Origin of the sequence: Brevundimonas sp. SL161 (assembly GCF_049896985.1) — a bacterium.
Classification (GTDB): Bacteria; Pseudomonadota; Alphaproteobacteria; order Caulobacterales; family Caulobacteraceae; genus Brevundimonas.
The window spans coordinates 41,900-65,402 of sequence record NZ_JAFCVJ010000010.1 but is presented as its reverse complement, the minus strand read 5'-3'; the positions used below and the strand labels follow the sequence as shown (position 1 = coordinate 65,402).

The window sequence follows — 23,503 nt, the reverse complement described above, 5'->3', positions numbered from 1 at the left end:
AGAGGGCTTGAGCGTCTGAGAGCCGTCAGGCGATCAGACTTGCGCGAAAGGGTGAGGGTCGTGCCTCACCGGTCAGCACCCGACCCTCACCCTTTCGGCCAAGTCGCATCGCTTTGCTCTGCGGGCCTCAAGCCCTCTCCCACCGGGAGAGGGAAGTTGAGCCGATCCTGCGGCAGGGCCTCCGGGCACTGGTCCCGCATGAAGGCCAGCATCTTCTCCCTGATCTCGCAGCGCAGGTCGAAGGCCACCGGTGCCGAGCGCGCGCTGGCAAGGCAGCGGACCTGGGCGACACGGTCGGTGATGTCGGTGACCTGGAGGTTGACGATGTCGCCGTCCCACAGCGGCGAGGCCTTGCAGATGCGTTCCAGCTCGGCGCGGAGGCGGTCCATCGGGGCCTCGTAGTCGACGTAGAGCATGGCCGTGCCGATCAGGCGTGACGTCTCTCGGGTCCAGTTCTGGAACGGCTTCTCGATGAAATAGCTGAGCGGCAGGATCATCCGCCGCCAGTCCCACAGCTTGATCACGACATAGGTGGAGGTGATTTCCTCGACCGTGCCCCACTCCCCTTCCACGATGACGGCGTCGTCGATGCGGATGGGCTGGGCGGTGGCGATCTGGATGCCGGCGATCAGGTTGGTCAGATAGGGCTGCAGCGCGAGGCCGGCGATGATGCCGACCACGCCGGCGGAGGCCAGCAGCGAGACGCCCCACTGACGCACGGCCCCGATGGTCATCAGGGCCAGGGCCACAGTGATCAGACCGATGAGGATGACAGCAGCGCGTTGCAGGATGCGCGTCTGGGTGACGTGCTTGCGTGCGACCAGATTGTCCTCGGTCTGCATGTTGAACTGACGGAGATGGACGACGGCCCACATGTCGACGGCGCCGGCGACGATCCAGCCGAGGACGAGGATGGTCAGGAACAGGATGACGGCGCGAACGCTCTGGGACGGCTCCGGGTCCAGTGGCGAGACGGTGATCGAGAAGCCGATGGCGATCAGGATAATCAGGATGCGCAGTTTCTTGCGGACCCGTTCGAGCACCCCGCGCCAGTACAGGTCACGGTTCTTCACGACGCGACGAAGAATGGAGAAGACGATGCGGTGGATGATCCAGCCAGCGCCGACGAAGACGGTCACCACGATGGCGACCACGAGCCACTCCGGGAGCCAGTAGAACTGGCGCCACAGGGTGACGATCTGGCGGGTCAGGTTGGTGATTTCGGGGGGCATAGACGCAAACAGCGTGTCAACGGCGTCTTCTGTTCCCACCGGCGGCAGGGCCGCGCCGGTCATCCGGCCGTAGCCTCGGCGAGATCCGCGAGGCGTTGGGCCGCGTCGGGTATGGCCACGGAGCGGGCCGCGGCGCTCATGGAGGCAAGGCGCGCGGGGTCAGCGAGGACGCCCGCGACAGCGGCCGCCATGGCGGCGACGGTGACGTCGTCCTCGAGGATCACCTCGGCGGCGCCGACGTCGGTCAGCAGTTTGGGGTTGAGACGCTGGTGGTCGTCGGTGGCGATCTTCAGCGGGATCAGGATCGACGGCATGGCCGCGACGGCCAGCTCGGCGCAGGTCGAGGCGCCGGCGCGGCCGACGACCAGGTGGGCGGCGGACAGGCGGGAGGCCATGTCGCGGAAGAAGGGGGCGACCTCGGCCTCGATGCCAGCATCGAGGTAGATCTGGCGCGAGGTCTCCAGGGTCTCGGGGCGGGACTGCTGCTGAACCTTGAGGCGGCGTTTGATCGCGTCCGGCAAGGTCGCCAGCGCGCGGGGGGTGGTCTCGGAAAGAAGGCGGGCGCCCTGGCTGCCGCCCGTGACGAGGATGCGGATGGGACCGTCGCCCGGAGGCGTCCAGGTGCGGTCGAACAGGGCGCGGATGTCGGCGCGGACCGGGGCGCCGACGACCTGGGCGCGGGCCTTCACGGCCGGCGAGGCGCGCTCCAGCGTCGGGAAGGACGAGGCCACAGCGCGGACGTGGGGGGCGAGGGCGCGGTTGGTGCGGCCGAGGACGGCGTTCTGTTCGTGGATCAGGGTCGGGCGCTTCTGCAGGATAGCGGCGACCAGGGCGGGGGCGGACGGATAGCCGCCGAAGCCGACGACGACCTGGGCGTCCAGCCGGTTGAAGGCGGTTTGGGCCTGACCAATGCCGCGCACGATGGCGACGCCGGCCTTGATCAGGCCGATCGGACCGGAGCCGGTGGCGGCGTCGAGGGCGAGGCGCTCCTCGGCCGGGAAGGCCTGGGCGTACTGTTCGCCGCGATGGTCGGTGGCCAGGACAACGCGCCAGCCGCGCGCGGCCATCTCGCGGGCCAAGGCCTCGGCCGGGAACATGTGGCCGCCGGTTCCGCCGGCGGCGACGACGCAGAGCTTGGTCATGTCGATGGCTTAGCCGACGCGTTGGCGATCGTCATCCTCTCCCTCCCCCGAGTGGGAGGGAGAGGATTGCTACGGCATCAACAACCGACGCGGCCGCTGGAGGCTGGCCCCCGGCTCGTAGGCTCCAGGGCGTTTCCGCGTCAACGCCAGGGCGAAGCCCATGGTCAGGCCCATGGCCATCATGGACGAGCCGCCATAGCTGATGAAGGGAAGCGTCATCCCCTTGGTCGGGATCAGGTTCAGGTTCACCGCGACATTGATCGACGCCTGCAGGCCGATCAGCATGAACAGGCCGGCAGCCGCCGTCTGTTCGAATGGATCGTTCAGCTTCATCGCCCGGCCCATGCCGCGGAAGACGATGAAGGCGTAGAGGCCGATCATGACGAGGCTGAGGACCAGTCCGAACTCCTCGGCGCCGACGGAATAGATGAAGTCGGTGTGCAGGTCGGGGACGGAGCGTTTCATGACCCCTTCGCCCACGCCGCGCCCGACCAGGCCGCCGGCGCGGATGGCCTCGGAGGCGCGGTCGATCTGGTGGGTGTCCTCGACGCCGGGCGAGACGAACTTGGCGACGCGCGCCTGGACGTGGGGGAAGAGCAGATAGATGGCGGTCATGCCGGCGACGAACATCCCGCCGAGAACCGCGACCCAGCGTAGGGGTACGCCGGCCATGAAGAAGACGGCCATAAAGGTGGTGGTGATCAGAAGCGTCTGGCCGATGTCCGGCTGGATCAGCAGCAGGGCTACGGTCACAACGTAGAAGCCGAAGGCGATGGAGACGCCGGGAACGCCCTGCCCCTTCTGGCCTTCGGCGAACATCCAGGCGGCGAAGACGATCAGGCTGGGCTTGGCGAACTCGGAGGGCTGGAGGCTGAATGGGCCGAGGTTCACCCAGCGCGCCGCGCCCTTCACCGTGTCGCCGATGAAGGGCAGCATGGCCATGACAACAATGGCGCCGAGCAGGCCGAGGACCGCGATCCGTCGCACGCCTCGGGGCGACAGCAGCGACATGGTCAGCATCAGGCCGATGCCGCCGCTGGCCCAGACGATCATGCGCCAGGAATAGTGGAAGGGGTCGGTGATCGACTCATCGGCCAGGATGGCGGCCGGGGACGAGGCGAACGACAGCATGACGCCCAGGCCCATGAGGGCGAGCGCCGCGCCGAGCAGGCCGCGATCCACCGTCCAGAACCACTGGGCGATCGGGCTCTGGTCGTTGCGCGAAAACGGATGGGAATAGACGGCCTGGGTCATGGTTTCTCAACCATGAACGGAAGGGGTAGCTCCGAGGTTAAGAACGGCGGCCCGGAACGCTTCTCCGCGCGCCTCGAAGTCGGGGAACTGGTCGAAGCTGGCGCAGGCTGGGCTGAGGAGGACGACGGGGTCGCCGCCGGCTCTCGCGGCGTCCTCGGACGCGAGGGCGACAGCCGCGGCCATATCCCTGGCGATGACGTGGGGCGTGTCGCCGAGGGTCGATGCGAAATCCTTCGCCGCTTCGCCGATCAGATAGGCCTTGGCCACGCGCGGGAAGAGGTCGGCCAGTTCGGCGATGCCGCCATCCTTGGCTCGCCCGCCGGCGATCCAGAAGGAGCTCGGATAGGACATCAGGGCCTGACGGGCGGCGTCGGCGTTGGTAGCCTTGGAGTCGTTGACGAAGCGCACGGCACAGAGATGGCCGACCGTCTCCATCCGATGGGCGAGGCCGAGGAAGGTCATCAGGCCTTCGACGGCGGTGTCGTGCGACACGCCGATGGCGCGAGCGGCGGCATAGGCGAAGGCGGCGTTCTGGGCATTATGGCGGCCGGGCAGCGAGCGGGCGGGGGCGAGGTCGGCGATGGCGACGCCGTCGGCGACGAGCTTGCCGTTGGTCGCATCGACGATGATGAACCGGCCCGCGTCAAAGGCGGCGACCTGATCGGGTAGGCGGGCGGCGAGGTCGGCGACGGGGACTGCGCCGGTCGGGTCGATGAACTCGGGCGGAGTGCGGGTGGTGATGGTCGAGACCCGCAGGCGGCGGTCGTTGAGGGCGTTGACGGTCTTCCAGCCCCAGTCTTCGTCGACGCCGATCAGGGCGACTTTGTCGGACGACATGACCTGGAACAGCCGGGTCTTGGCCGCGACATAGCCCTCCATACCGCCGTGGCGGTCGAGGTGGTCGGGGCTGATGTTGGTCAGGATGGCGACGTCGGGGGCGAAGGAAGTGGTCAGGTCGAGCTGGTAGCTGGAGACCTCGATGACATAGGCCTGGACCTCGGCGGGTGGCGGCAGGGCCAGGACGCCGATGCCGATATTGCCGCCGACGGCGATCTTCATGCCTGCCTGCTTGAGCACCCAGCCGATCAGGGCGGTGGTGGTGGACTTGCCGTTGGTGCCGGTGATGGCGATCACCTTCGGCCGCAGGGAGGCCGGGGTGGCGGCGAGCGCGCGGGCGAACAGTTCGATGTCGCCGATGACGGGGATGCCGGCGGCTTTCGCCTTGTCGACGGTCCAGTGAGGCTTCGGGTGGGTCAGGGGCGCGCCGGGCGACAGGACGAGGGCCGCGAAGTCTGACCAGTCCGCAGCAGTCAGGTCCTCGACCTCGAACCCTTCGGCCTCGGCCTGCATGCGGCCGGAGACGCCGTCGTCCCACAGGATGGGCTCTGCGCCGCCGGCCTTGAGGGCGCGGGCGGCGGTGATGCCCGAGCGGCCGAGGCCGAACACCGCGACGCGACGGCCTTCGAAGCCGGGAACCGGGGTCATGCTTCCCTCTCCCGGTGGGAGAGGGCTTGAGCGCCCGAGAGCCGCAGGCGATCGGACTTGCGCGAAAGGGTGAGGGTTCGACCTCGCCTCATTCGCACCATCCGCCCCTCACCCTTTCGGCTTGCGGATCGCTGCGCTCTCCGAGCCTCAAGCCCTCTCCCAACGGGAGAGGGAGCAGCAATGCGCGCCCTCACCGGAGTTTCAGCGTGCTGAGCCCCACCAGCGCCAGCATGGCGGCGACGATCCAGAAGCGGATGACGACGGTCGATTCCGGCCAGCCCATCTTCTCGAAATGGTGGTGGATAGGGGCCATAAGGAAGATCCGCTTCTTGGTAGCCTTGAAATAGGCGACCTGGATCATGACCGAGGCGGCCTCGATGACGAACAGGCCGCCGACGATGCCCAGGACCAGCTCGTGCTTGGTGGCGACGGCGATCGAGCCGAGCGCGCCGCCCAGGGCCAGGGACCCCGTGTCGCCCATGAAGATCTTGGCCGGCGGGGCGTTGTACCAGAGGAAGCCCACGCCGCCGCCGATGATGGCGGCGCAGAAGATGGCCAGCTCGCCCGAGCCCGGCACGTGGTGGACGCCCAGATACTCCGAGAAGATGAAGTTGCCGACGAGGTAGGAGATGATGCCGAAGGCCGCCGCCGACATCATCACCGGCACGATCGCGAGGCCGTCGAGGCCGTCGGTCAGGTTCACCGCATTGGAGAAGCCGACCATCGTGAAAGCGGCGAAGGCGACGTAGAACCAGCCGACGTTGAGCAGCACGTCCTTGAAGAATGGGAAGGCGATCGAGGTCTCGAGACCCGGCGAGGTGGGCGAGCGCCACATCCACAGGACGACGCAGACGCCCGCGATCACCGAGACGACGACCTGGGCCAGCAGCTTCTGTTTCGAGGTCAGGCCGGCCGAGGTCTGTTTCGTCACCTTGGCGTAGTCGTCGACGAAGCCCAGCACGCCGAAGGCCGCCGTCACGCCGGAGACGATCCAGATATAGGGGTTGGTCAGGTCGCCCCACAGGAAGACGGCGACGGCGATGCCCGCAAGGATCATCAGTCCGCCCATCGTGGGCGTGCCGACCTTGGAAAGGTGCGAAACCGGCCCGTCGGCGCGGATCGGCTGACCCTTGCCCTGTTTGACCCGCATGAAGGAGATGAACCGGCTGCCCATCGCCACCGCGACGATCATGGCCGTGGCCATGGCCAGGGCGACGCGCACGGTCTGGTACTGAACCAGGTTCAGCAGCGGATACTCGTTCGCGACGTCGGCGTAGTAGAGATAAAGCAGATAGAACATTGTTTTTGGCCCCTGTCGGGTCGCGCGCGGCGCTACCCTACTGGAGGGGCGCCTCCCCTGTGGATGTGTCTAGCCGCGCCAGCGCCGCCGCGACAAGCGACGCTTTCGACCCGTTCGAGCCCTTGACCATGACGATGTCGGTCGGCCCGACCAGATCGGCGGCCTGGGCCGCGAGATCGGCGGCGCTTTCGGCCCACACGCCGCGACGGGCGGGCGGCAGGGCGTCATAGAGGTGGCGCATCTCCGACCCTGCGGCATGGACGATATCGAGGCCCGCCTGGTCGATCGGGGCGGCAAGGCCGGCGTGAAGCGCTTCGGACTGGTCGCCGAGTTCCAGCATGTCGGTCAGGACCACGATGCGACGGCCGCCCTGCGCTATGGGCTTGGCGCCCAGCGAGCGGAAACCGGCCGTCATCGACAGCGGATTGGCGTTGTAGCTCTCGTCGATCAGGGTGAAGCCGCCGCCGGGGATGCGGACTGTGCGGGTCTCGCCCCGGCCCTTCAGCGGTTCGAAATCAGCCAGGGCGGCGAGCGCCGTCTCGACCGGCACATCAAGCGCGTCGAGCATCAGGATGACCGCCAGGCTGTTGAGGCCCCAGTGGAAGCCCGACTGTTTCAGCGGGAAGACGTGGCTGCGGCCGTAGATTTCGGCGGTGACGACGGCGCCGAGGGGATTGGGGGTGAAGTCGATCAGGCGGGCGTCGTGGGCGGGCTCGGAGCCGAACGCAGCCACCCGGGCGCCGACATGCAGCGCCGCCTGACGCAGCATCGGCTCCCAGACGTTGTCACCGTTGATGACCGCCAGACCGCCTGGGCCTAGGCCCTGGAAGATGGCGGCCTTTTCGCGGGCAACCCCGGCTTCGCCGTCGGCGAAGGCCTCGATGTGGACCGGGCCGACGGTGGTGACGCAGGCGGCATGCGGCTGGACCATTCGGGCCAGGGGCGCGATCTCGCCGGGCGCGTTCATGCCGATCTCGAACACGGCGCGTTCGACCGAGGGGTGCATGCGGGCGAGCGTCAGGGGCACGCCGATGTGGTTATTGTAGCTCTTGATCGAGGCGTGGGCCGGACCAGCCAGATCGAGGCCGGCCTTGATCGCCTGGGTCACGCTGGTCTTGCCGACGCTGCCGGTGACGGCGCCGCGACGGACATGAGGAGCGCGGTCGCGGGCGGCGGCGCCCAGGGCCTCGAGCGCGTGCAGAGTGTCGGGTACGACGATGCAGGGACCGCCATCGACCGGGTGTTCGACGAGCGCGCCCGAGGCTCCGGCGGCGAAGGCCGAGGCGGCGAAGGCGTGGCCGTCGCGTGCGCCCTTCAGCGCGAGGAACAGCTCGCCCTGCCCGATCTCGCGGCTGTTATAGGTCAGGCCGTTGGCGGCGAAATCTCCGCCTTCGAGCCGCCCGCCGGTGGCCGTTGCGATGTCGGTCGCCGTCCAGAGAGGCGGGATCGTGTCAGGGTGAGAACTCATTCGCAGGTAGGCGCCAACAAGAGTTTTTCTTTCCGCTCATCCCTGCGAAAGCGGGGACCCAGTCCTTTGGGCGATGACTGACACCGAGACCGCACCACCGTAAAGCCCAAACACCGCGCCACACTTAAGAACTGGGACCCCGCTTTCGCGGGGATGAGCGGAACTAGGTGTGTTTCAGGGCCTCGGCGAGTTCGGTGGCGTCGTCAAAGGGATGAGTCGTCCCGCCCACGATCTGACCCTGTTCATGCCCTTTTCCGGCGACGACGACCACATCTCCGTCGCCCATCATGGCCGTGGCCTCGCGGATGGCGGCGCGGCGGTCGCCGATCTCCATGGCGTCAGGGCAACCCGCGCGGACCTCGGCCCGGATGACGGCGGGGTCCTCGGACCGGGGATTGTCGTCGGTGACGATGGCGACGTCGGCGAGGCGACCGGCGATCTCGCCCATCAGGGGACGCTTGCCCTTATCGCGGTCGCCCCCGGCGCCGAAGACGACGATCAGGCGGCCGGTCGCGTGGGGACGAAGCGCCTTGAGCACGGTCTCGAGTCCGTCGGGCGTGTGGGCGTAGTCGACGTAGGCCTCGCCCCCTCTCACGCTAGCCGGCCCGCCCGAGACGCGCTGCAGCCGGCCAGCCGCGCCGGTGATCTTTTCAAGGGCGTGCAACACTCTAGCGGCATCCTCGCCGGCGGCGATGCACAGGCCAGCCGCGACCAGGGCGTTGGAGGCCTGGAAGGCGCCGGCCAGCGGCAGCAGGACGTCGTGGCGGTCGCCACGCACGTCGAGGATCAGGCGCTGGCCCTCTGGCACGGCGCGACGTTCGATCAGCGACAGGTCCCTGCCCCGCTCGCCGACACCCATGACACCGAGGCCGGACATGATCGAGGCGGCGGCGAAGGCGTTGTAGGCATCGGAATCGGCGTTCAGGACGGCAGTGCGGCCGCGCGGCAGCAGGGTCTCGAACAGGCGCATCTTGGCGGCGCGATAGGCCTCCATGTCGCCGTGATAGTCGAGGTGGTCCTGGGTCAGGTTGGTGAAGGCGGCGGCCTTCAGCGTCACGCCGTCGAGGCGGCGCTGGTCGATGCCGTGGGACGAGGCTTCGAGCGCCAGGTGGGTCACGCCGCCCTCGGCCAGGGTGGCCAGAAGGCGGGCGGCGTCGCCGGCGTCCGGGCTGGTCAGGCCGGGCGGGGTCAGGATCTCGGTGGTCGCACCGACCTGGGCGACGACGCCCAGGGTGCCCATGCTGGCAGCCTTGATGCCAAGGGCGGCCCAGATCTGACGGCAGAAGGCGGCGACCGAGGTCTTACCGTTGGTGCCGGTGACAGCGACGCAGGTGGCGGGTTGAGCGCCATAGAAGCCGCGTGCCGCGAGCGCATAGGCGCGGCGGACGTCACCGGAACGGACCAGCAGGGGCGCCAAGCCCTCCGGCGTGTCCTGGGGTGCGAGGACGGCGGCCGCGCCTTGCGACAGGGCTTGGGGGATGAAGGCGCGGCCGTCGGCGGCGCTGCCCGGCAAGGCCACGAACAGGGAGCCGGGCGCTACCTTGCGGCTATCGGCCGTCACGCCCGTGATCATCGGGTCGGTCGCGACGTCGCGGCGCAACAGGTCGGAGAGGCGAACGGCGCTCATCGAGCAACCTCGGCCGCGACGGGCGGATCGATGCGGCGCTGGAGGCCGAGGAAGCCGGCGATGCGGTCTGCCACCCGACCGACGACGGGGGCGGCAATAGCCCCGCCAAGGCGCGACCCCTGGCTGGGCTCGTCGATCAGGACGAAGATGACGTAGCGCTGCGCATCCTCCGGGCCGTCGGCCGGGAAGACGGCGGCGAACGAGCCGACGCCGTGGCTGGCGTCATAGCGGCCGTTGACCAGCTTGTTGGCCGAGCCGGTCTTGCCGCCGACGCGCAGCCCCGTCGCGTCGGCCTGACCGCCCGAACCGCGCAGGACGTTGGCGCGCATCAACTGACGGATGGCGGCGGAGGTCTCGACGCTGACCACGCGATGGCCTTCCGAACCCGCGCCGCCGCGGCGCAGCGATAGCGGACGATAAATCCCGCCATTGACCAGGGCGACCGTAGCCGCCGTCATCTGCAGCGGGGTGATCATGATGCCGTAGCCGAACGACATGGAGGCGCGGGTCGTATCGCTCCAGTCCTGCGGACGGCGTGGACGGGCGCTCTCGCGCAGCTCGATCGGGGCAGCGTCGAGCAGGCCCAGTTTGGTGAAATAGGAGCGCATCGTGTCGGCGCCCATTTCGACGGCCAGGCGCGAGGTGCCGATGTTGGAGGAGTGCAGATAGACATCCTCCAGCGACAGGATCTTGTTGGTCGCGTGGAAGTCCGAGATGCGGCGGTTGCCGATCATATAGGCCTGGGACGCGTCGATCATGGTGTCGAGATCGGCCAGGCCTGTGTCGATGGCGGTGGCGACGGCGAAGGTCTTGAACACCGATCCCATCTCGTAGTGGGCCGAGGTGACGCGGTTCAGGGCGGCGTCGTCGGAGGCCTGGCCCCGGCGGTTGGCGTCGTAGGTCGGCCAGCTGGCCATGCCGAGGATCTCGCCCGTCCGGGCGTCGGCGACGACCCCGACCGCGCCCTTGGCGCCGGCTTCCTCAGCGGTGGCCGCCAGCTCGTTCTCGAGCACGCCCTGAACGCGAAGGTCGATGGACAGGGCGAAATCCGCGCCCGCCGCGCCCGCCTGGCGGATGGTATCATTGAAGGCCAGTTCGGCGCCGGAGACGCCCTGACCGCCGGTATCGGCAGCGCCGATCAGGTGAGCGGCGGAGCTGTTCAATGGATAGACGCGGCGATCCTCGGGCTCGAACGAGAGACCTCCCAGGGCCAGGGCATGCACCGCCTGGCGCTCGGCAGGGGTCAGGCCGGGCTGGGCGATCAGGCGACGGTCGCCGGCCAGGACGCGGCGCAGGCGGGTCGCCGAGATCCCCGGCAGGGCGCGGCGGATCTGGCGGAAGGCGGCGTCCTTGTCCCAGACCTCGGACGGATCGATGTAGAGGCCGTAGTGGGTGATGTTGGTGGCTAGCAGGGCCCCGTTGCGGTCGGTCAGGTCCGCACGCTGCAGGGCGCCCGCGACGTGGGCGGCGCCGGACCCGCCCGTGGGCGCCAGCAAGGCCGCGCGGGCAGCGCCCAGTGCCAGCAGGCTGAACACCGCGACGAAGACCATGCGGATCAGGAAGATGCGGACGCGGGTGTCCTCCTCCGGCCGGGCATCGGCGCGAGCACGTTCGAAGGCGTGTTCGACAAACCAGACCGCCTCGCCCATCCAGCGCAGCCAGGGCGAGACGGTCGACGTCAGAGGGCGGTTGGCGCCGGGAGCCGGACGGTAGGCGCGGGGATCCTGAACCGTCATCGGCCAGCCTCGGCGGCGGCGGCGGCGGCGGCGGGGGGAGCGGGCGCGGCCCCGGCGGGTTCGGCGACGGCCGGAGCGGGAGCGGCCGGTACGGGCGTGACGACCGGGACGTGGACCGGTTTCAGGGTCGGCAGGGCATTCTCGTCGACCTGCCGCTCGGCCTTGACCGGAGCCAGGGCGGCGCCGCGCGACAGGGTCTCGAGGCGGCCGGGCTGTTCCAGCCGCGCAGCCTCGGCGCGGAGAAGGCGGACACGCTGGGAGTTCTCGGCGATCTGGCGTTCCAGCTGGCCAATGGCGGCGCTTTCGCGGGCGGCGGCGGCCTTGGCGACATAGACCGAGAAGACCATGGCGGCGACGCACGTGACGCCGACGATCTCGATCCAGCGGATGCCGCGGATCTTCCAGTCGAACAGGCGCTGGACTGGATTGCGGTTCATGCAGCCGCCTTCCAGGCCGGAGCCTCGGTGCGGACGGCGGCGCGCAGCTTGGCCGAGCGCGAGCGCGGATTGGCGGCCAGTTCGGCCTGGCCCGCCTCGCGCGCGCCTTTGAACTGGAGCGTGAAGCTGGGCTTGCGAGTCTCGATGGCGACCGGGGCGTGACGCGAACCGCCGGGCGCATTGCCGCTGCGCTCGGTCAGGAAGGCCTTCACGATTCGGTCTTCCAGCGAGTGGAAGGTCACAACGGCCAGACGCCCGCCCGGCGACAGGGTGCGTTCGGCGGCCTCCAGCCCCTTGATCAGCTCGCCCAGCTCATCGTTGACGGCGATGCGCAGGGCCTGGAAGGTGCGGGTCGCCGGATGGGTCGGGGCGCCGCGACGGCCGCCGAGCGCCTTCTCGACGACGTCGGCGAGATCAAGGGTGTGGGCGAAGGGCTGGGTGACACGGCGGCGCAGGATGGCGGTGGCGATGCGGCCGGACTGACGCTCGTCACCGTATTGTTTCAGGATGTGGGCCAGGGGGCCGTGGTCCCAGCCGTTGACGATGTCGGCGGCGCTCTCGCCCTCGCTGGACATGCGCATGTCCAGCGGGCCGTCACGCATGAAGGAGAAGCCGCGCTCGGCCTCGTCCAGCTGCATGGAGGAGACGCCGATGTCGAAGACGGCCCCATCGAGCTTCGTCTCACCGGTTTCAGCAAAGGCGTCGGCGAGGCCCGAGAAGGCGGTGCGGATCAGCTGGAATTTGCTGGGGAAGTCGTTGGCGACGGCGTCGGCGTGACGCTGGACCGTCGGGTCGCGATCCAGAGCGATGACCCGGGCGCCGGTGGCGAGGATCGCGCGGGTGTAGCCGCCGGCGCCGAAGGTCGCATCGATGATCACATCGCCCGACTTCGGGGCCAGGGCCTCGATGACTTCATCCAGCAGGACGGGGGCGTGCGGGCCGGTCACGTGTCGTTGCCCGGCATGCGGCGGCGAGCGACGTCGCCACGTTCGCGCATGGCCTTCCTCGCCAGCTCGCGGCGCTCGTCCTTGCGGGCGTTCCAGCGGGCGCGATCCCAGATCTGGAAGCGGGGGCCGAGACCGACGATGACCACATCCTCGCCGAGGCCCGCTTCCTGGCACAGGCTTTCCGGCAGGGTAATGCGGCCGCCGCCGTCATAGGCGAGCTGTTTCTGGCCGCCGTAGACGGTCTCTTCCAGGGCTGTGCGCCAGTCATCGCCGAACGGCAGGGCCTCGATCATGGCGACGTACTCGGCCATCAGCTTGTCGCCGCCGGCCTCGAGGCAGTCGGACTCGACCGAGAAGAAGCAGAAGACGCCCAGGTCGGCGCCGTTTTCGGAGGTGCGGAACTCCTGCGGGATCAGGAGACGGCGCTTGCCATCCAGCTGCTTCTCACTGGTTCCGAGAAACACGCCCGTCCCAATCGAGCCTGTCGGCCCGCCCCTGAGTTCATCCCCGCGCCTGAATCGCCGGCGCCGCCAATCCCCGCATAGTTGTTATGGGATAGCATGGGATGCACTGGGTCTCAATGGGAATGGTTGACGGTATTTAACCAAGTTGCCGATGTTGCAGGATCGCGACAGCACAAATCAGAACATACATAGAACATGACAAGTATTAACAGGCTGGGGATTGTGTGCCGTGGTTTGGTCCCAGGGGTTAATGGGACGAGGCCAGAACCCCTCCGTCACGGCACGAAGATGCGCCGCGCCACCTCCCCATCCGCCAAGCGGCGGACAGGGATGAGACTGCCCTCATCGGGCCAAAGCAGCGAGCGACCGCGTCGCGACCGGTAGCCCCCAACAAGGATCAAAATGCCAGACGGCCTGTAAGCCGGGTTCTGTTCCGCCCGAAAGCGGTGACGATCATTCCTCTGGACCGCCCATCGCTGGACGGTTCTCGCGACCTACCCGGACGCCTCGGGCGGTGAACCCTGCGACCGAAGTCGCGCGACGTCCCTATTCGGTCTTGCTCCAGGCGGGGCTTGCCATGCCGTCGCTGTTACCAGCAACGCGGTGGGCTCTTACCCCACCCTTTCACCCTTACCCGCGCCGAAACGCAGGAGGTTTGCTTTCTGTGGCGCTGTCCCTCGGGTCGCCCCGGGCGGGCATTACCCGCCGCCTTTTCACCGTGGAGCCCGGACTTTCCTCGACGGGAGCAAGTCCCGCCGCGACCGCCCGGCCGTCTGGCGGAGGTTCAGTGCGCGCTCAGGCCGCGAAGGTCAACGCCGGGCGTTAGTTCAGCACGCCGGTCACACTCTCGGCCGTCGCCAGCTGCAGCACGCCCATCAGCGTCACGCGGGTCTCGCCGTCGGCGATGCCGTCGACCTTCGACGGACGCCAGTGGCGTTGGAAGGCCTCGACAGTGATGCGGGTCTCGTCGGTGTATTTGCCGTCTGGCAGAGGCTCGTAGCCCAGGCGGTGCAGTCCGGCCTGCAGGACGTGGACGCCAAGGCCTTCGTCGCCGATCGTCAGGGGCGGGCCAAGGGCGGCGATGCGCTCGGGGGCGGTTTCGAACCACAGGCCCTGGCGATGAGCGGCGAGGGTCTTCCACGGGAAGCGTTCGCCGGGATCCTGTTTGCGGGCCGGCGCGACGTCAGAGTGGCCGAGGATGCGGGCGTCCTCGATGGCCCAGCGCGTGCGGATCTGGTCGATCAGTTCGATGACCGAGGCGACCTGGGCATCTGGAAAATCGCGATAGCCAAACTCATGGCCCGGATTGACGATCTCGATTCCGATGGAGACGGCGTTGATGTCGGTCCCGCCCTTCCAGCAGGACTTGCCGGCGTGCCAGGCGCGGCGCTCCTCGGGCACGAGGCGAAGGACCGCCCCGTCCTCATCAACGACGTAGTGGGCCGAGACCCTGGCCTCGGGGTCGCGCAGGCGCGCCACCGCGGCCTCGGCGGTCTGCATGCCCGTGTAGTGGAGCAGGACCATGTCGGGCGGACCGCGACGCTGGTCGAAATTGGGCGAAGGCACCTCGGCGATGGTCGTCATGGGCTTAGCGCCGATGCTTAGCGATGGGGACGTTCCCACCCGTAGGCGACCCAGGTTTCGCCGACCTTCTCAGCCTCGATCACATCGTCATTGCGGCGGGCGCGGACGGTCACGCGACGACGGGCCCGCATGGCCAGTCCGGCAAAAAAGATCAGGATACTGGCGCAGAGGGCGATCACGGCGACAGCGGCGGCCGTGAAGACCGCCAGCAGCGCCCCTACGGTCAGAGCCGCCACGGTCGCGATCAGGCCGCACAGCCACATGATCGGCGCGAGCAGGCCCTGGGGCCGACGGCGATTCTGAAAACCGAGGGTGGCGAACGGATCCTGCGTCATCTCTATTCCTTGTCGAGCGTCCCGCAGAACGCCTGAACACCAATGTCGGTCCACAGAGGCGAACCGTCAATGACCGGCCGCTTCACAGGCGAGTGTTAATCGCCGCACCCTGACGGGGGAGAGGGCTCGAAGCGAAGCGCAGAGATGGAGGGGGCTGGCCCCAGACTCCTGCGCGTGAGGTTTGCCCCCTCCACCACTTCGTGGTTCCCCTCCCGATGGGGGAGGATTTACAGAGGCTGGTCGGCGAGGACCGAGGCCCCCTGCCCACGCATCCGCTCGGTTTCGACGCGCGACAGGACGGCCTGTGCGCGCGGGTCGGCCATGACGCCGCCGAGGGCGACGAGGGTCCGGGCGGCCTCGGACTGGACGCCAAAGGCCGACGACAGCGCTTCCCACGGCGACTGGGGCGTGGGGAAGCGTTTGAAGCGGACCGACTGCGACTCGGGAATCCCGGCCAATTCCCTCGCCTTGCCGATGGCCTCGGTCAGGCCGCCCAGTTGGTCGACGAGGCCCAGGGTCTTGCCCTGGGCGCCCGTCCAGACGCGGCCGCGAGCGATTTCGCGCACGCGGGCGATCGGAATGCGGCGGCCGGTGGAAACCCGCTGGACGAACTCCTCGTAGGTGCGGTCCATCGAGGCGGAGAAGGCCGCACGCTGCGATTCGGAGAAGCCGGACGAGGGGCTGAAGGCGTCGGAGTATTCGCCGCCGACCGACAGGCCGCGCAGGTCGACGCCGAAGCGGCCGAGCGCCTCGGACACTACGAACTTGCCGCCGAAGACGCCGATCGAACCCGTCAGGGTCGAGGGCTGGGCCACGATCCAGTTCGCTTCCGACGAAATCCAGTAGCCTCCCGAGGCCGCATAGTCGCCCATCGAGACCACGACCGGCTTGCCCGCGGCCTTGGCCGCGCGGACGGCGGCCAGGATCTGTTCAGAGGCCTCCGGCGAGCCCCCAGGCGAGGAGACGCGGAATACGATGGCCTTCACCGACCGGTCCTCGATGGCGTCGTAGATAGCCTCGGCCGTAACGTCGGAATGGATCGAGGATCCGCCGCCGAAGCCACCGCTTCCGCCCGTCCCGGTCACGATCGCGCCCTCACCGCCAACGATGGCGATGGCGTCGCGGCCGGAGCCCATGCGCTCGCCCTGGGACGAAGCGTAGTCGGAGAATTCTATGATGTCGGCTCCCTTGCCCGCGCGACGCCTGGCCTCGGCCTCGGCCTCCTCGACCTGACCGATCTTGTCGATCAGCTTCAGCTGGAGCGCCTGGCTTGCGGAATAGGGGCCGGCTTCGATCGTGGTCTTCAGCGCCGGCGCCTCGACCTTGCGGTCGACGGCGGCGTTGGCCAGGGCGGAGTCGTAAATCGATGTCATCCAGGCTGTCATTGCCTCGCGGTGGGGGCCGGTGTAGTCGGACTGAGTGAACTCGTTGACGGCGTTCTTGTACTCGTAGCGCTGCTCGAACTCGGCGCGGACGCCGTAGCGTTCAAAGGCGCGCCCCAGGAAGATGCTGTCGGCCGAAAAACCCGTCGCCTGGAAGTTGGCGGTGTTCTGCATCCACAGCTCGGAGGCGGCGGCGCCGACCATATAGCTGGAGATTACCGTGCCGACGGGCATGAAGCCCTGGGAGTGGGCTATGACAGGCTTGCCCGAAGCGCGGAAGCGGCGGACGGCCTGACGGATCTCGTCGGCGGCGGCGGGAGCGAGGCCCGCTTCCGGCAAGCGGATCAGCAGAACTTTGACGTGGGTGTCCTTTTCCGCCTGGGCCAGGGTGTCGACAATGCCGACGACGGACAGGCCCGAGCCCCCGAAGGCGGCGAAGGGATTGGTCGAGACCTGGTCGGTGAGGCCTTCGCGCAGGTCCAGCTCGAGGACCGCGTTGGCGGGCGTGGCCGGCTCGCTCGACGAGGCCGCAGCCGCGATGATCAGCACGATCGGCAGAACGACGAGGAACAGGATCAGGCCGGTGAAGACACCAAGCACCGTCAGGAAGAATTGTTTCATGGGCGAGGGAGCGTCCGGTCCGGCGGCCAGGGTCGGCCTGAGCCTGAACATAGGGACCGCGGCGTTGCGGTCAAATGAACGTGGTGCAACGGGGGAATCCGTCAGAGGAGCTCCGTTCGCAATCGCAGCATTGCGATTGATGGCGGGCCGGGAAATCCCTATATCAGCGACCTGCGAGCGGGGGCCTATGCCCCGCGTCATGACTGGACCGCACCTCCCATGCTGGTCACCCTGATGAAGGCCAAGCTGCACCGCGCGACGGTGACCCAGGCCGATCTCGACTACGAAGGCTCCATCGCCATTGACGGCGACCTGCTGGATGCCGCCGGCATCTTCCCGCACGAGCAGGTCGATGTGCTGAACATCACCAACGGCGCCCGCTTCACGACCTATGCGATCGAGGCCCCCCGCGGGTCGAAGGTCATCGGCGTCAACGGCGCCGCCGCGCGCCTGGTGCAGAAGAACGACAAGATCATCGTGGTGACCTATGGCCAACTGCCTGCCGAAGAAGCGCGCCAGTGGTCGCCGACCGTCGTGCTGCTGGACGAGGGCAATGTGGTGAAGGCGGCGGCTTAAGGCGCCGAAATTTCCCTCCCCGGCCGGGGAGGGTCGTCGCGAAGCGACGGGGTGGGAACGGCGGGCGATCCAGAGACAGATCGGAGGGCCTTGCCGCCCCCACCCGGTCTTCGCTGCGCTCCGACCACCCTCCCCCAGGTGGGAGGGATAAGCCTTTACGCCCGCACTGCGCCTCTGGCCGTCGCCACACCCAGCGCCTTCAGCGCCGATGCCGCGATGTGCTCCGCGTCCAGTCCCGCCGCGGCGTACTGCGCCGCCGGGCTGTCCTGGTCCTGGAAGACGTCGGGCAGGTGCAACGTCCGTATCCTAAGGCCCCCATCCAGGGCGCCCGCCCCGGCCAGATACTGAAGCACGAAGGCCCCGAAGCCGCCCATCGCCCCTTCCTCCACCGTGATCAGCGCCTCGTGCTCGCGCGCCAGGCGGGTGATCAGGTCGTGGTCGAGGGGCTTGGCGAAGCGGGCGTCGGCGACGGTGGCCGAAATGCCGTGGGTGGCCAGCAGGTCGGCCGCCTTGAGCGATTCCTGCAGGCGTGTGCCGAAGGACAGGATGGCGACAGCTGTGCCCTCGCGGACGATCCGGCCGCGACCGATCTCCAGCGGGGCGGACAGTTCGGGAATTTCCACGCCGACGCCGTCGCCGCGCGGATAGCGGAAGGCGGACGGACGGTCGTCGATCTCGCAGGCTGTCGCGATCATGGCGGCGAGGTCGGCCTCGTCCGCCGCGGCCATCAGCACCATGCCCGGAAGCGCGCCCATATAGCCGATGTCGAAACTGCCCGCGTGGGTGCAGCCGTCGGCGCCGACCAGACCGGCGCGGTCCATGGCGAAACGGACCGGCAGCTTCTGGATCGCCACGTCGTGGACGACCTGATCGTAGCCGCGCTGAAGGAAGGTCGAATAGATGGCGCAGAACGGCTTCATCCCGTCGGCGGCGAGGCCCGCGGCGAAGGTGACCGCATGCTGCTCGGCGATTCCGACGTCATAGGTGCGGTCCGGGAAGGCCTGGCCGAACAGGTCGAGGCCGGTGCCCGACGGCATGGCGGCAGTGATGGCGACGATCGCAGGATCGCGTGCGGCTCGCTTAATCAGTTCGGCGCCGAACACCTTGGTGTAGCTGGGAGCGTTGGACACGGACTTGTTCTGCTTGCCCGAGACCACGTCAAACTTGACCACCGCATGCAGCTTGTCGGCGCTGCTTTCGGCCGGGGCGTAGCCCTTGCCCTTCTGTGTCACGACGTGGACCAGGACCGGGCGGTCAGTGATGGCGGCGGCGTTCTTCAGGATCGGAACGAGGTTGTCCATGTCGTGCCCGTCGACCGGGCCGATGTAGTAGAAGCCGAGCTCCTCGAAGAAGGTGCCGCCGACAATCATGCCGCGCGCATATTCTTCGGCCTTGCGCGCCGCATTGCGGAACGGGCGTGGCATGTGTTCGGCGACCTTCTTGCCGAACTCGCGCAGGTTCCTGTAGGCGCCGCCAGAAACCTGTTTGGCGAGATAGGCGCTCATCCCGCCGACTGGAGGGGCGATCGACATGTCGTTGTCGTTGAGGATGACGGTCAACTGGCCGGTCGTCTCGGCCGCGTTGTTCATCGCCTCGTAGGCCATGCCTGCAGACATGGAGCCGTCGCCGATGACGGCCACGACCTTGTTCTTCTCGCCCTTCTGGTCGCGGGCGGCGCAGAAGCCGAGGGCGGCGCTGATCGAGGTGGAGGCGTGGGCCGCACCGAACGGGTCGTATTCGCTCTCGCTGCGCTTGGTAAAGCCGCTGAGGCCGCCGGGCTGGCGGAGGGTGCGGATGCGGTCGCGGCGGCCGGTCAGGATCTTGTGCGGATAGCACTGGTGACCGACGTCCCAGATCAGGATGTCCTTCGGCGTCTCGAACACATGGTGCAGGGCGACGGTCAGCTCGACCACGCCGAGGCCGGCGCCGAGGTGACCGCCGGTCGTGGAGACCGCGTCGATCGTCTCGGCCCGCAGCTCGTCCGCCAGCTGACGCAACTGCGCAGCGTCGAAGCCGCGCATGTCAGCGGGAGTGTGGACCTTGTCGAGCAGGGGGGTGTCAGACATCAATAACTCTAACGCGCGTCAAGACCGACGGTTTAGCACGAAGTCCACGCTCGCCTTGAGATTTTCGGCGTCGGAACCGAACACGTCGAGGTGGCTGCGAGCCTGATCGGCGAGGTGCGCGACGCGATGTCGCGCCGCGTCGACGCCCAGCAGGGTGACGAAATTGGTCTTGCCCTGGGCGGCGTCCTTGCCATTGGCGGCCTTGCCCAGGATGTCCTCGTCGCCGTCCACGTCCAGCAGGTCGTCGACGATCTGATACGCCAGGCCGATGTCGTGGGCGAAGCTGGTCAGGGCCTGGCACTGGTTGTCGCGCGCGCCGGCGATGATCAGCGGGATCTCAAAGGCGTAGGTGAACAGGGCGCCGGTCTTCAGCCGCTGCATCCGGGCGACGCCGCCCAGGTCGTCGCGGACTCCGAGCAGGTCGATCATCTGGCCGCCCGCCATGCCGCGTGCGCCGGAGGCCAGCGACAGCCGGGCCGCGAGGGCGCAGCGGATGGCGGCGTCCTCATGGGTGTCGGGGTGCAGGATGATGTCGAAGGCGGCGGTCTGGAGCGCGTCGCCAGCGAGAATGGCCGTCGCCTCGTCATAGGCGATGTGCAGCGTCGGCCGGCCACGACGCATGTCGTCGTTGTCCATCGCCGGCAGGTCGTCGTGGACCAGCGAATAGGCGTGGACGCATTCCAGGGCGCAGGCGGCGCGCAGCACTGGACGCTCCTCGATGTCGAACAGCCGGGCCGCCTCCATCGCAAAATAGGGACGCAGCCGCTTGCCGGGCCCGAGCGCCGCATAGCGCATGGCCTCGGTCAGGCGGGACTCCGGCCCGTCGGCGCGGGGCAGAAGTTCGTCCAGCGCCACGGTGACGAGGTCGGCGACCTCGGCGACACGGTCGATGACCGATTGTTCCGGAGAGTTGGCGGCGTGGGGTTTCGCGAGAGGCGGCTGGGTCAAAACAGCCTCCCGCCGATCACCGCATCGCGATCGACGCCGGCCAGCACGACCTCACCGTCCGCGTCCGGGAAGCCGAGCGTCAGGACCTCGGACATGAAGGGACCGATCTGGCGCGGCACGAAGTTCACCACCGCCGCCACCTTGCGACCGGTCAACTGGTCCAGGGTGTAGTGGCGGGTGATCTGGGCCGATGAGCGCTTCACCCCGATGTCGGGTCCGAAGTCGATGGTCAGCCGGTAGGCGGGCTTCCGCGCCTCGGGGAACGGCTCGGCGCGGAGGACTTCGCCGATGCGGATATCGACCTTCATGAAGTCGTCGAAGGCGATGCGGTCGGCGACAGGACTGGCGGCGACGGCTGTGGTCATCAGCTGAACTCGGCCGGTTCGACGCCCTTGGCGGAGCCGTCCGCGCCGACGACGATCTTGTCGACCCGCAGCTGGGCAGCCTTCAGACGGGCCTCGCAATGCTGCTTCAGCTTCGCGCCCTGCTCGTAGAGGCTGATCGATTCCTCCAGCGGCGCCTGGCCGGACTCCAGGCGTGAGACGATAGTCTCCAGACGCGACAGGGCGTCCTCGAAGCTGAGATCGGCGGGAATGGAGGGCGCTGCGTCTGACATTGGAGCAACCCTAGAGGCGAGCCGCTTTCGCTTCAACGGGGAACAGGCCTCGCAGGGTAAACGGCTTTCAGCCGCGCTCGTAGCGACGCTGGGACCAGTATTTGAAGCCCTGGTTGTGAACCAGCTTCCAGCCGTCAGCCTTCAGTCGTCCGCCGACCATGTGGTTGAAATACCCGTGGGCGAGGACCAGCACGTCCTCGCCAGCCTCGGAGCGGGCGATCAGCCGCTGCGCCGCCTGTTCGGCCCGAACCTCGGCCTGGGCCCGGGTTTCCTGTCCATCATGGTGGTCGAAGGCGTGCCACCAGAAGCGGGCTACCGCGCCCCAGTATTTCGGCGGCAGCTTGAACCACGACGGGAAGTGCGGCGGCGGCAGGGGCGCCTCGATGAACATGACGTCCGAGGTGATCTCGCGGCCCGCCGAGATCGCGAGCGCGGTTTCCTGGGCGCGCTGGCGGGTCGAGGCGAAGATGACGCCGGCACCGGCCGCTGTGGTCAGCAGTTCTGGCGGGGGGGTCTGGCCGGCCAGGAGGCCGCCGAGCTCATACTTCGCCCACCAGTCGCGGTACTGATCGGACGTCAGCATGCACTTTCGCGATAGGGCGGGCTCGCCATGACGGGCGAGGGTGATCGAGCCGGGGCGCGAGGGCTTCAGCATCTGGCCGGCATCTTGTTCGACACTGTCTGACGTCATGCTGCGGATGAAAGGGAAGACGGCCCAAGATAACCGGGTGCCGACATGGACCTTCCTTACGCCTCCCCCAGGGCCCGCACGTGGGCGAGGGCCGATTGGCCCAGTCCTTCGAGGTCGTAACCGCCCTCCAGCGAAGAGACAACCTTGCCGCCGCAATGCCGCCGCGCGACCTCCAGCACCGCGCGGGTCGCCCAGGCAAAATCTTCAGCCTCAAGGCTCTGGTGAGCGAGCGGATCGCGCCGGTGGGCGTCGAAACCGGCGGAGATGATCACAAGATCCGGAGCGAAGGCGTCGAGCGCTGACATCAGTCCCCCGGCGAAGGTGGCGCGCCATGATTCGCGGGCGGCGTGCGGCTCGACCGGCGCGTTGACGATATTGCCGACACCCGTCTCCGATGGCGCGCCGGTGCCCGGATAGAGGGGCATCTGGTGGATGGAGGCCAGGAACAGGGTCGGGTCGGCCTCGAACGCCGCCTGGGTGCCGTTGCCGTGGTGGACATCGAAATCGACGACCGCGACCCGGGCCAGGCCGAGAGACTGAGCCACACGGGCGGCGACAGCGACGTTGGAGAAGAGGCAGAAGCCCATGGCCTGGTTCGGTTCGGCATGGTGGCCGGGTGGGCGGACGGCGGCGAAGGCGCGCCGGGTCTGGCCGGCGACGATGGCCCGAACTGCGTCGATGGCGGCGCCGGCGGCGAGACGGGCGGCGCGGACGCTGCCGGGCGACAGGATGGTGTCGGCGTCGAGCTGGGCCCGGCCGGTCGCGGGCGAGGCCTCGATCATGCGGGCGACGTAGGCGGCGGGGTGGATGCGCTCGAGATCAGCGACGGCGGCCTCGGTGGCCTCGCGGCGATCCAGCTTCAAGTCGGCGTCGTCCAGGGCGGCGAGGACGGCGGCGAGGCGCTCGGGCCGTTCGGGGTGACCCGCACCGGGGGCGTGGGCGATCATGTCGGTGTGGGTGAACAGGGCGACGGACATCGGGTCAGCTTACAAGGGCATCGGGATGCGCGGAATAAAATGTTGAGCGATCGCGTCGACCAAGCGAAACCCTCCGGATGACAGACGCCGTGATCCGCCCCCCTCGCCCCGAAGACGCCGCAGCGCTCGGCGCGCTGGGACGCCAGACTTTCATCGACACCTTCGTGGCCGAAGACGGGTTCGCCATCCCCTACCCCGCCGACGACCTGGCGGCCTTCCTTGACGCCAGCTTCAGCGCCGAGGCCACCGCCAAGAAACTGGCCGAACCGGACGCGGCCTGGTGGGTGGCGGAGCGCGGCGGCGACCTGCTGGCCTTCGCCAATGCGGGCCCTAACACCCTGCCCCACCCCGAGAGCGCGCCGACCCAGATGGAACTGAGAAGGCTCTACGTCGGCAAATCGGCACAGGGGCTGGGTCTCGGGACACAACTGCTCAAGCTGTCGCTGGACTGGATGGAGGCCAACAGCACCGGGCCTCTGTGGATCGGTGTCTGGAACGGGAACCTGAAGGCCCAGAAGCTTTACGAGGCCTACGGATTCACGAAGGCGGGCGAGTACCAGTACCCCGTCGGCGCCTGGCGGGACGACGAGTTCATCTTGCGGCGCGGCTGACCTG

The 23,503-nt window shown here is 68.3% G+C and carries 22 protein-coding genes and 1 other RNA gene; 2 read left to right on the top strand and 21 right to left on the bottom strand.

Annotation, left to right across the window (positions count from 1 at the left end; genetic code table 11):
* Positions 1 to 86: 86 nt before the first annotated feature.
* From ACP7AU_RS09205 to sppA, 15 genes are all read right to left on the bottom strand, one after another.
* Positions 87 to 1,232, bottom strand: a complete 1,146-nt coding sequence (locus ACP7AU_RS09205) for a mechanosensitive ion channel family protein (RefSeq protein WP_426038950.1) — start codon at positions 1,230 to 1,232, stop codon at positions 87 to 89.
* A gap of 59 nt (positions 1,233 to 1,291) precedes the next feature.
* Complete coding sequence (gene murG, locus ACP7AU_RS09200; RefSeq protein WP_426051219.1) at positions 1,292 to 2,374, bottom strand: undecaprenyldiphospho-muramoylpentapeptide beta-N-acetylglucosaminyltransferase; 1,083 nt, start codon at positions 2,372 to 2,374, stop codon at positions 1,292 to 1,294.
* A 69-nt stretch (positions 2,375 to 2,443) separates the two neighbouring features.
* Complete coding sequence (locus ACP7AU_RS09195; RefSeq protein WP_426038948.1) at positions 2,444 to 3,628, bottom strand: peptidoglycan glycosyltransferase FtsW; 1,185 nt, start codon at positions 3,626 to 3,628, stop codon at positions 2,444 to 2,446.
* Positions 3,629 to 3,634: 6 nt separating this feature from the next.
* Positions 3,635 to 5,113, bottom strand: a complete 1,479-nt coding sequence (gene murD, locus ACP7AU_RS09190) for a UDP-N-acetylmuramoyl-L-alanine--D-glutamate ligase (protein WP_426051218.1) — start codon at positions 5,111 to 5,113, stop codon at positions 3,635 to 3,637.
* A 190-nt stretch (positions 5,114 to 5,303) separates the two neighbouring features.
* The gene (gene mraY, locus ACP7AU_RS09185; protein WP_426051217.1) at positions 5,304 to 6,413 is read right to left on the bottom strand and encodes a phospho-N-acetylmuramoyl-pentapeptide-transferase; all 1,110 of its coding nucleotides are present in this window, start codon (positions 6,411 to 6,413) and stop codon (positions 5,304 to 5,306) included.
* 37 nt (positions 6,414 to 6,450) lie between these two features.
* The gene (locus tag ACP7AU_RS09180; protein WP_426051216.1) at positions 6,451 to 7,881 is read right to left on the bottom strand and encodes a UDP-N-acetylmuramoyl-tripeptide--D-alanyl-D-alanine ligase; all 1,431 of its coding nucleotides are present in this window, start codon (positions 7,879 to 7,881) and stop codon (positions 6,451 to 6,453) included.
* 163 nt (positions 7,882 to 8,044) lie between these two features.
* Positions 8,045 to 9,508 (bottom strand): UDP-N-acetylmuramoyl-L-alanyl-D-glutamate--2,6-diaminopimelate ligase, encoded by a 1,464-nt coding sequence (locus ACP7AU_RS09175; RefSeq protein WP_426051215.1) that lies wholly within the window; start codon positions 9,506 to 9,508, stop codon positions 8,045 to 8,047.
* Positions 9,505 to 11,157: a peptidoglycan D,D-transpeptidase FtsI family protein gene (locus tag ACP7AU_RS09170; RefSeq protein ID WP_426051248.1), complete on the bottom strand. Its 1,653-nt coding sequence runs from the start codon at positions 11,155 to 11,157 to the stop codon at positions 9,505 to 9,507. The genes ACP7AU_RS09175 and ACP7AU_RS09170 overlap by 4 nt, the downstream gene beginning before the upstream one ends.
* Before the next feature lie 83 nt (positions 11,158 to 11,240).
* Positions 11,241 to 11,681, bottom strand: coding sequence for a cell division protein FtsL (gene ftsL / locus ACP7AU_RS09165; RefSeq protein WP_426051214.1), 441 nt, complete (start codon positions 11,679 to 11,681; stop codon positions 11,241 to 11,243).
* Positions 11,678 to 12,628, bottom strand: coding sequence for a 16S rRNA (cytosine(1402)-N(4))-methyltransferase RsmH (rsmH, locus tag ACP7AU_RS09160; RefSeq protein ID WP_426051213.1), 951 nt, complete (start codon positions 12,626 to 12,628; stop codon positions 11,678 to 11,680). The genes ftsL and rsmH overlap by 4 nt, the downstream gene beginning before the upstream one ends.
* Positions 12,625 to 13,092 carry a division/cell wall cluster transcriptional repressor MraZ gene (locus tag ACP7AU_RS09155; protein WP_426051212.1) on the bottom strand — a complete coding sequence of 156 codons (468 nt, stop codon included), beginning with the start codon at positions 13,090 to 13,092 and terminating at the stop codon, positions 12,625 to 12,627. The genes rsmH and ACP7AU_RS09155 overlap by 4 nt, the downstream gene beginning before the upstream one ends.
* A gap of 401 nt (positions 13,093 to 13,493) precedes the next feature.
* Positions 13,494 to 13,869, bottom strand: an RNA gene (rnpB, locus tag ACP7AU_RS09150) — RNase P RNA component class A.
* Between the two features lie 45 nt (positions 13,870 to 13,914).
* Positions 13,915 to 14,676: a peptidoglycan recognition protein family protein gene (locus ACP7AU_RS09145; RefSeq protein WP_426051211.1), complete on the bottom strand. Its 762-nt coding sequence runs from the start codon at positions 14,674 to 14,676 to the stop codon at positions 13,915 to 13,917.
* 17 nt (positions 14,677 to 14,693) lie between these two features.
* On the bottom strand, positions 14,694 to 15,011 hold the full coding sequence (locus ACP7AU_RS09140) for a hypothetical protein (RefSeq protein ID WP_426051210.1): 318 nt from the start codon (positions 15,009 to 15,011) through the stop codon (positions 14,694 to 14,696).
* Between the two features lie 227 nt (positions 15,012 to 15,238).
* A complete protein-coding gene (gene sppA / locus ACP7AU_RS09135; RefSeq protein ID WP_426051209.1) occupies positions 15,239 to 17,014 on the bottom strand; it encodes a signal peptide peptidase SppA in 1,776 nt (591 codons plus the stop codon).
* A gap of 219 nt (positions 17,015 to 17,233) precedes the next feature.
* Here sppA and panD point away from each other — a divergent pair, with 219 nt between their 5' ends.
* Positions 17,234 to 17,590, top strand: coding sequence for an aspartate 1-decarboxylase (gene panD / locus ACP7AU_RS09130; RefSeq protein WP_426038937.1), 357 nt, complete (start codon positions 17,234 to 17,236; stop codon positions 17,588 to 17,590).
* 155 nt (positions 17,591 to 17,745) lie between these two features.
* Here the strand turns inward: panD and dxs are convergent, their stop codons facing one another.
* The 6 genes from dxs to ACP7AU_RS09100 form a co-directional block, all read right to left on the bottom strand.
* On the bottom strand, positions 17,746 to 19,659 hold the full coding sequence (gene dxs, locus ACP7AU_RS09125) for a 1-deoxy-D-xylulose-5-phosphate synthase (protein ID WP_426051208.1): 1,914 nt from the start codon (positions 19,657 to 19,659) through the stop codon (positions 17,746 to 17,748).
* 15 nt (positions 19,660 to 19,674) lie between these two features.
* On the bottom strand, positions 19,675 to 20,547 hold the full coding sequence (locus ACP7AU_RS09120; RefSeq protein WP_303696368.1) for a polyprenyl synthetase family protein: 873 nt from the start codon (positions 20,545 to 20,547) through the stop codon (positions 19,675 to 19,677).
* Positions 20,548 to 20,600: 53 nt separating this feature from the next.
* Positions 20,601 to 20,969, bottom strand: coding sequence for a tRNA-binding protein (locus ACP7AU_RS09115; RefSeq protein WP_425991344.1), 369 nt, complete (start codon positions 20,967 to 20,969; stop codon positions 20,601 to 20,603).
* Positions 20,969 to 21,220 carry an exodeoxyribonuclease VII small subunit gene (locus tag ACP7AU_RS09110; protein WP_303696330.1) on the bottom strand — a complete coding sequence of 84 codons (252 nt, stop codon included), beginning with the start codon at positions 21,218 to 21,220 and terminating at the stop codon, positions 20,969 to 20,971. The genes ACP7AU_RS09115 and ACP7AU_RS09110 overlap by 1 nt, the downstream gene beginning before the upstream one ends.
* 67 nt (positions 21,221 to 21,287) lie before the next feature.
* Positions 21,288 to 21,875, bottom strand: coding sequence for a histidine phosphatase family protein (locus ACP7AU_RS09105; RefSeq protein WP_426038935.1), 588 nt, complete (start codon positions 21,873 to 21,875; stop codon positions 21,288 to 21,290).
* A gap of 92 nt (positions 21,876 to 21,967) precedes the next feature.
* A complete protein-coding gene (locus tag ACP7AU_RS09100) occupies positions 21,968 to 22,888 on the bottom strand; it encodes a histone deacetylase family protein (RefSeq protein ID WP_426038934.1) in 921 nt (306 codons plus the stop codon).
* A gap of 89 nt (positions 22,889 to 22,977) precedes the next feature.
* On the opposite strand from ACP7AU_RS09100, the gene ACP7AU_RS09095 reads away from it, so the two are divergent.
* Positions 22,978 to 23,499 (top strand): GNAT family N-acetyltransferase, encoded by a 522-nt coding sequence (locus ACP7AU_RS09095; protein ID WP_426051207.1) that lies wholly within the window; start codon positions 22,978 to 22,980, stop codon positions 23,497 to 23,499.
* The last annotated feature ends 4 nt before the right edge of the window (positions 23,500 to 23,503 follow it).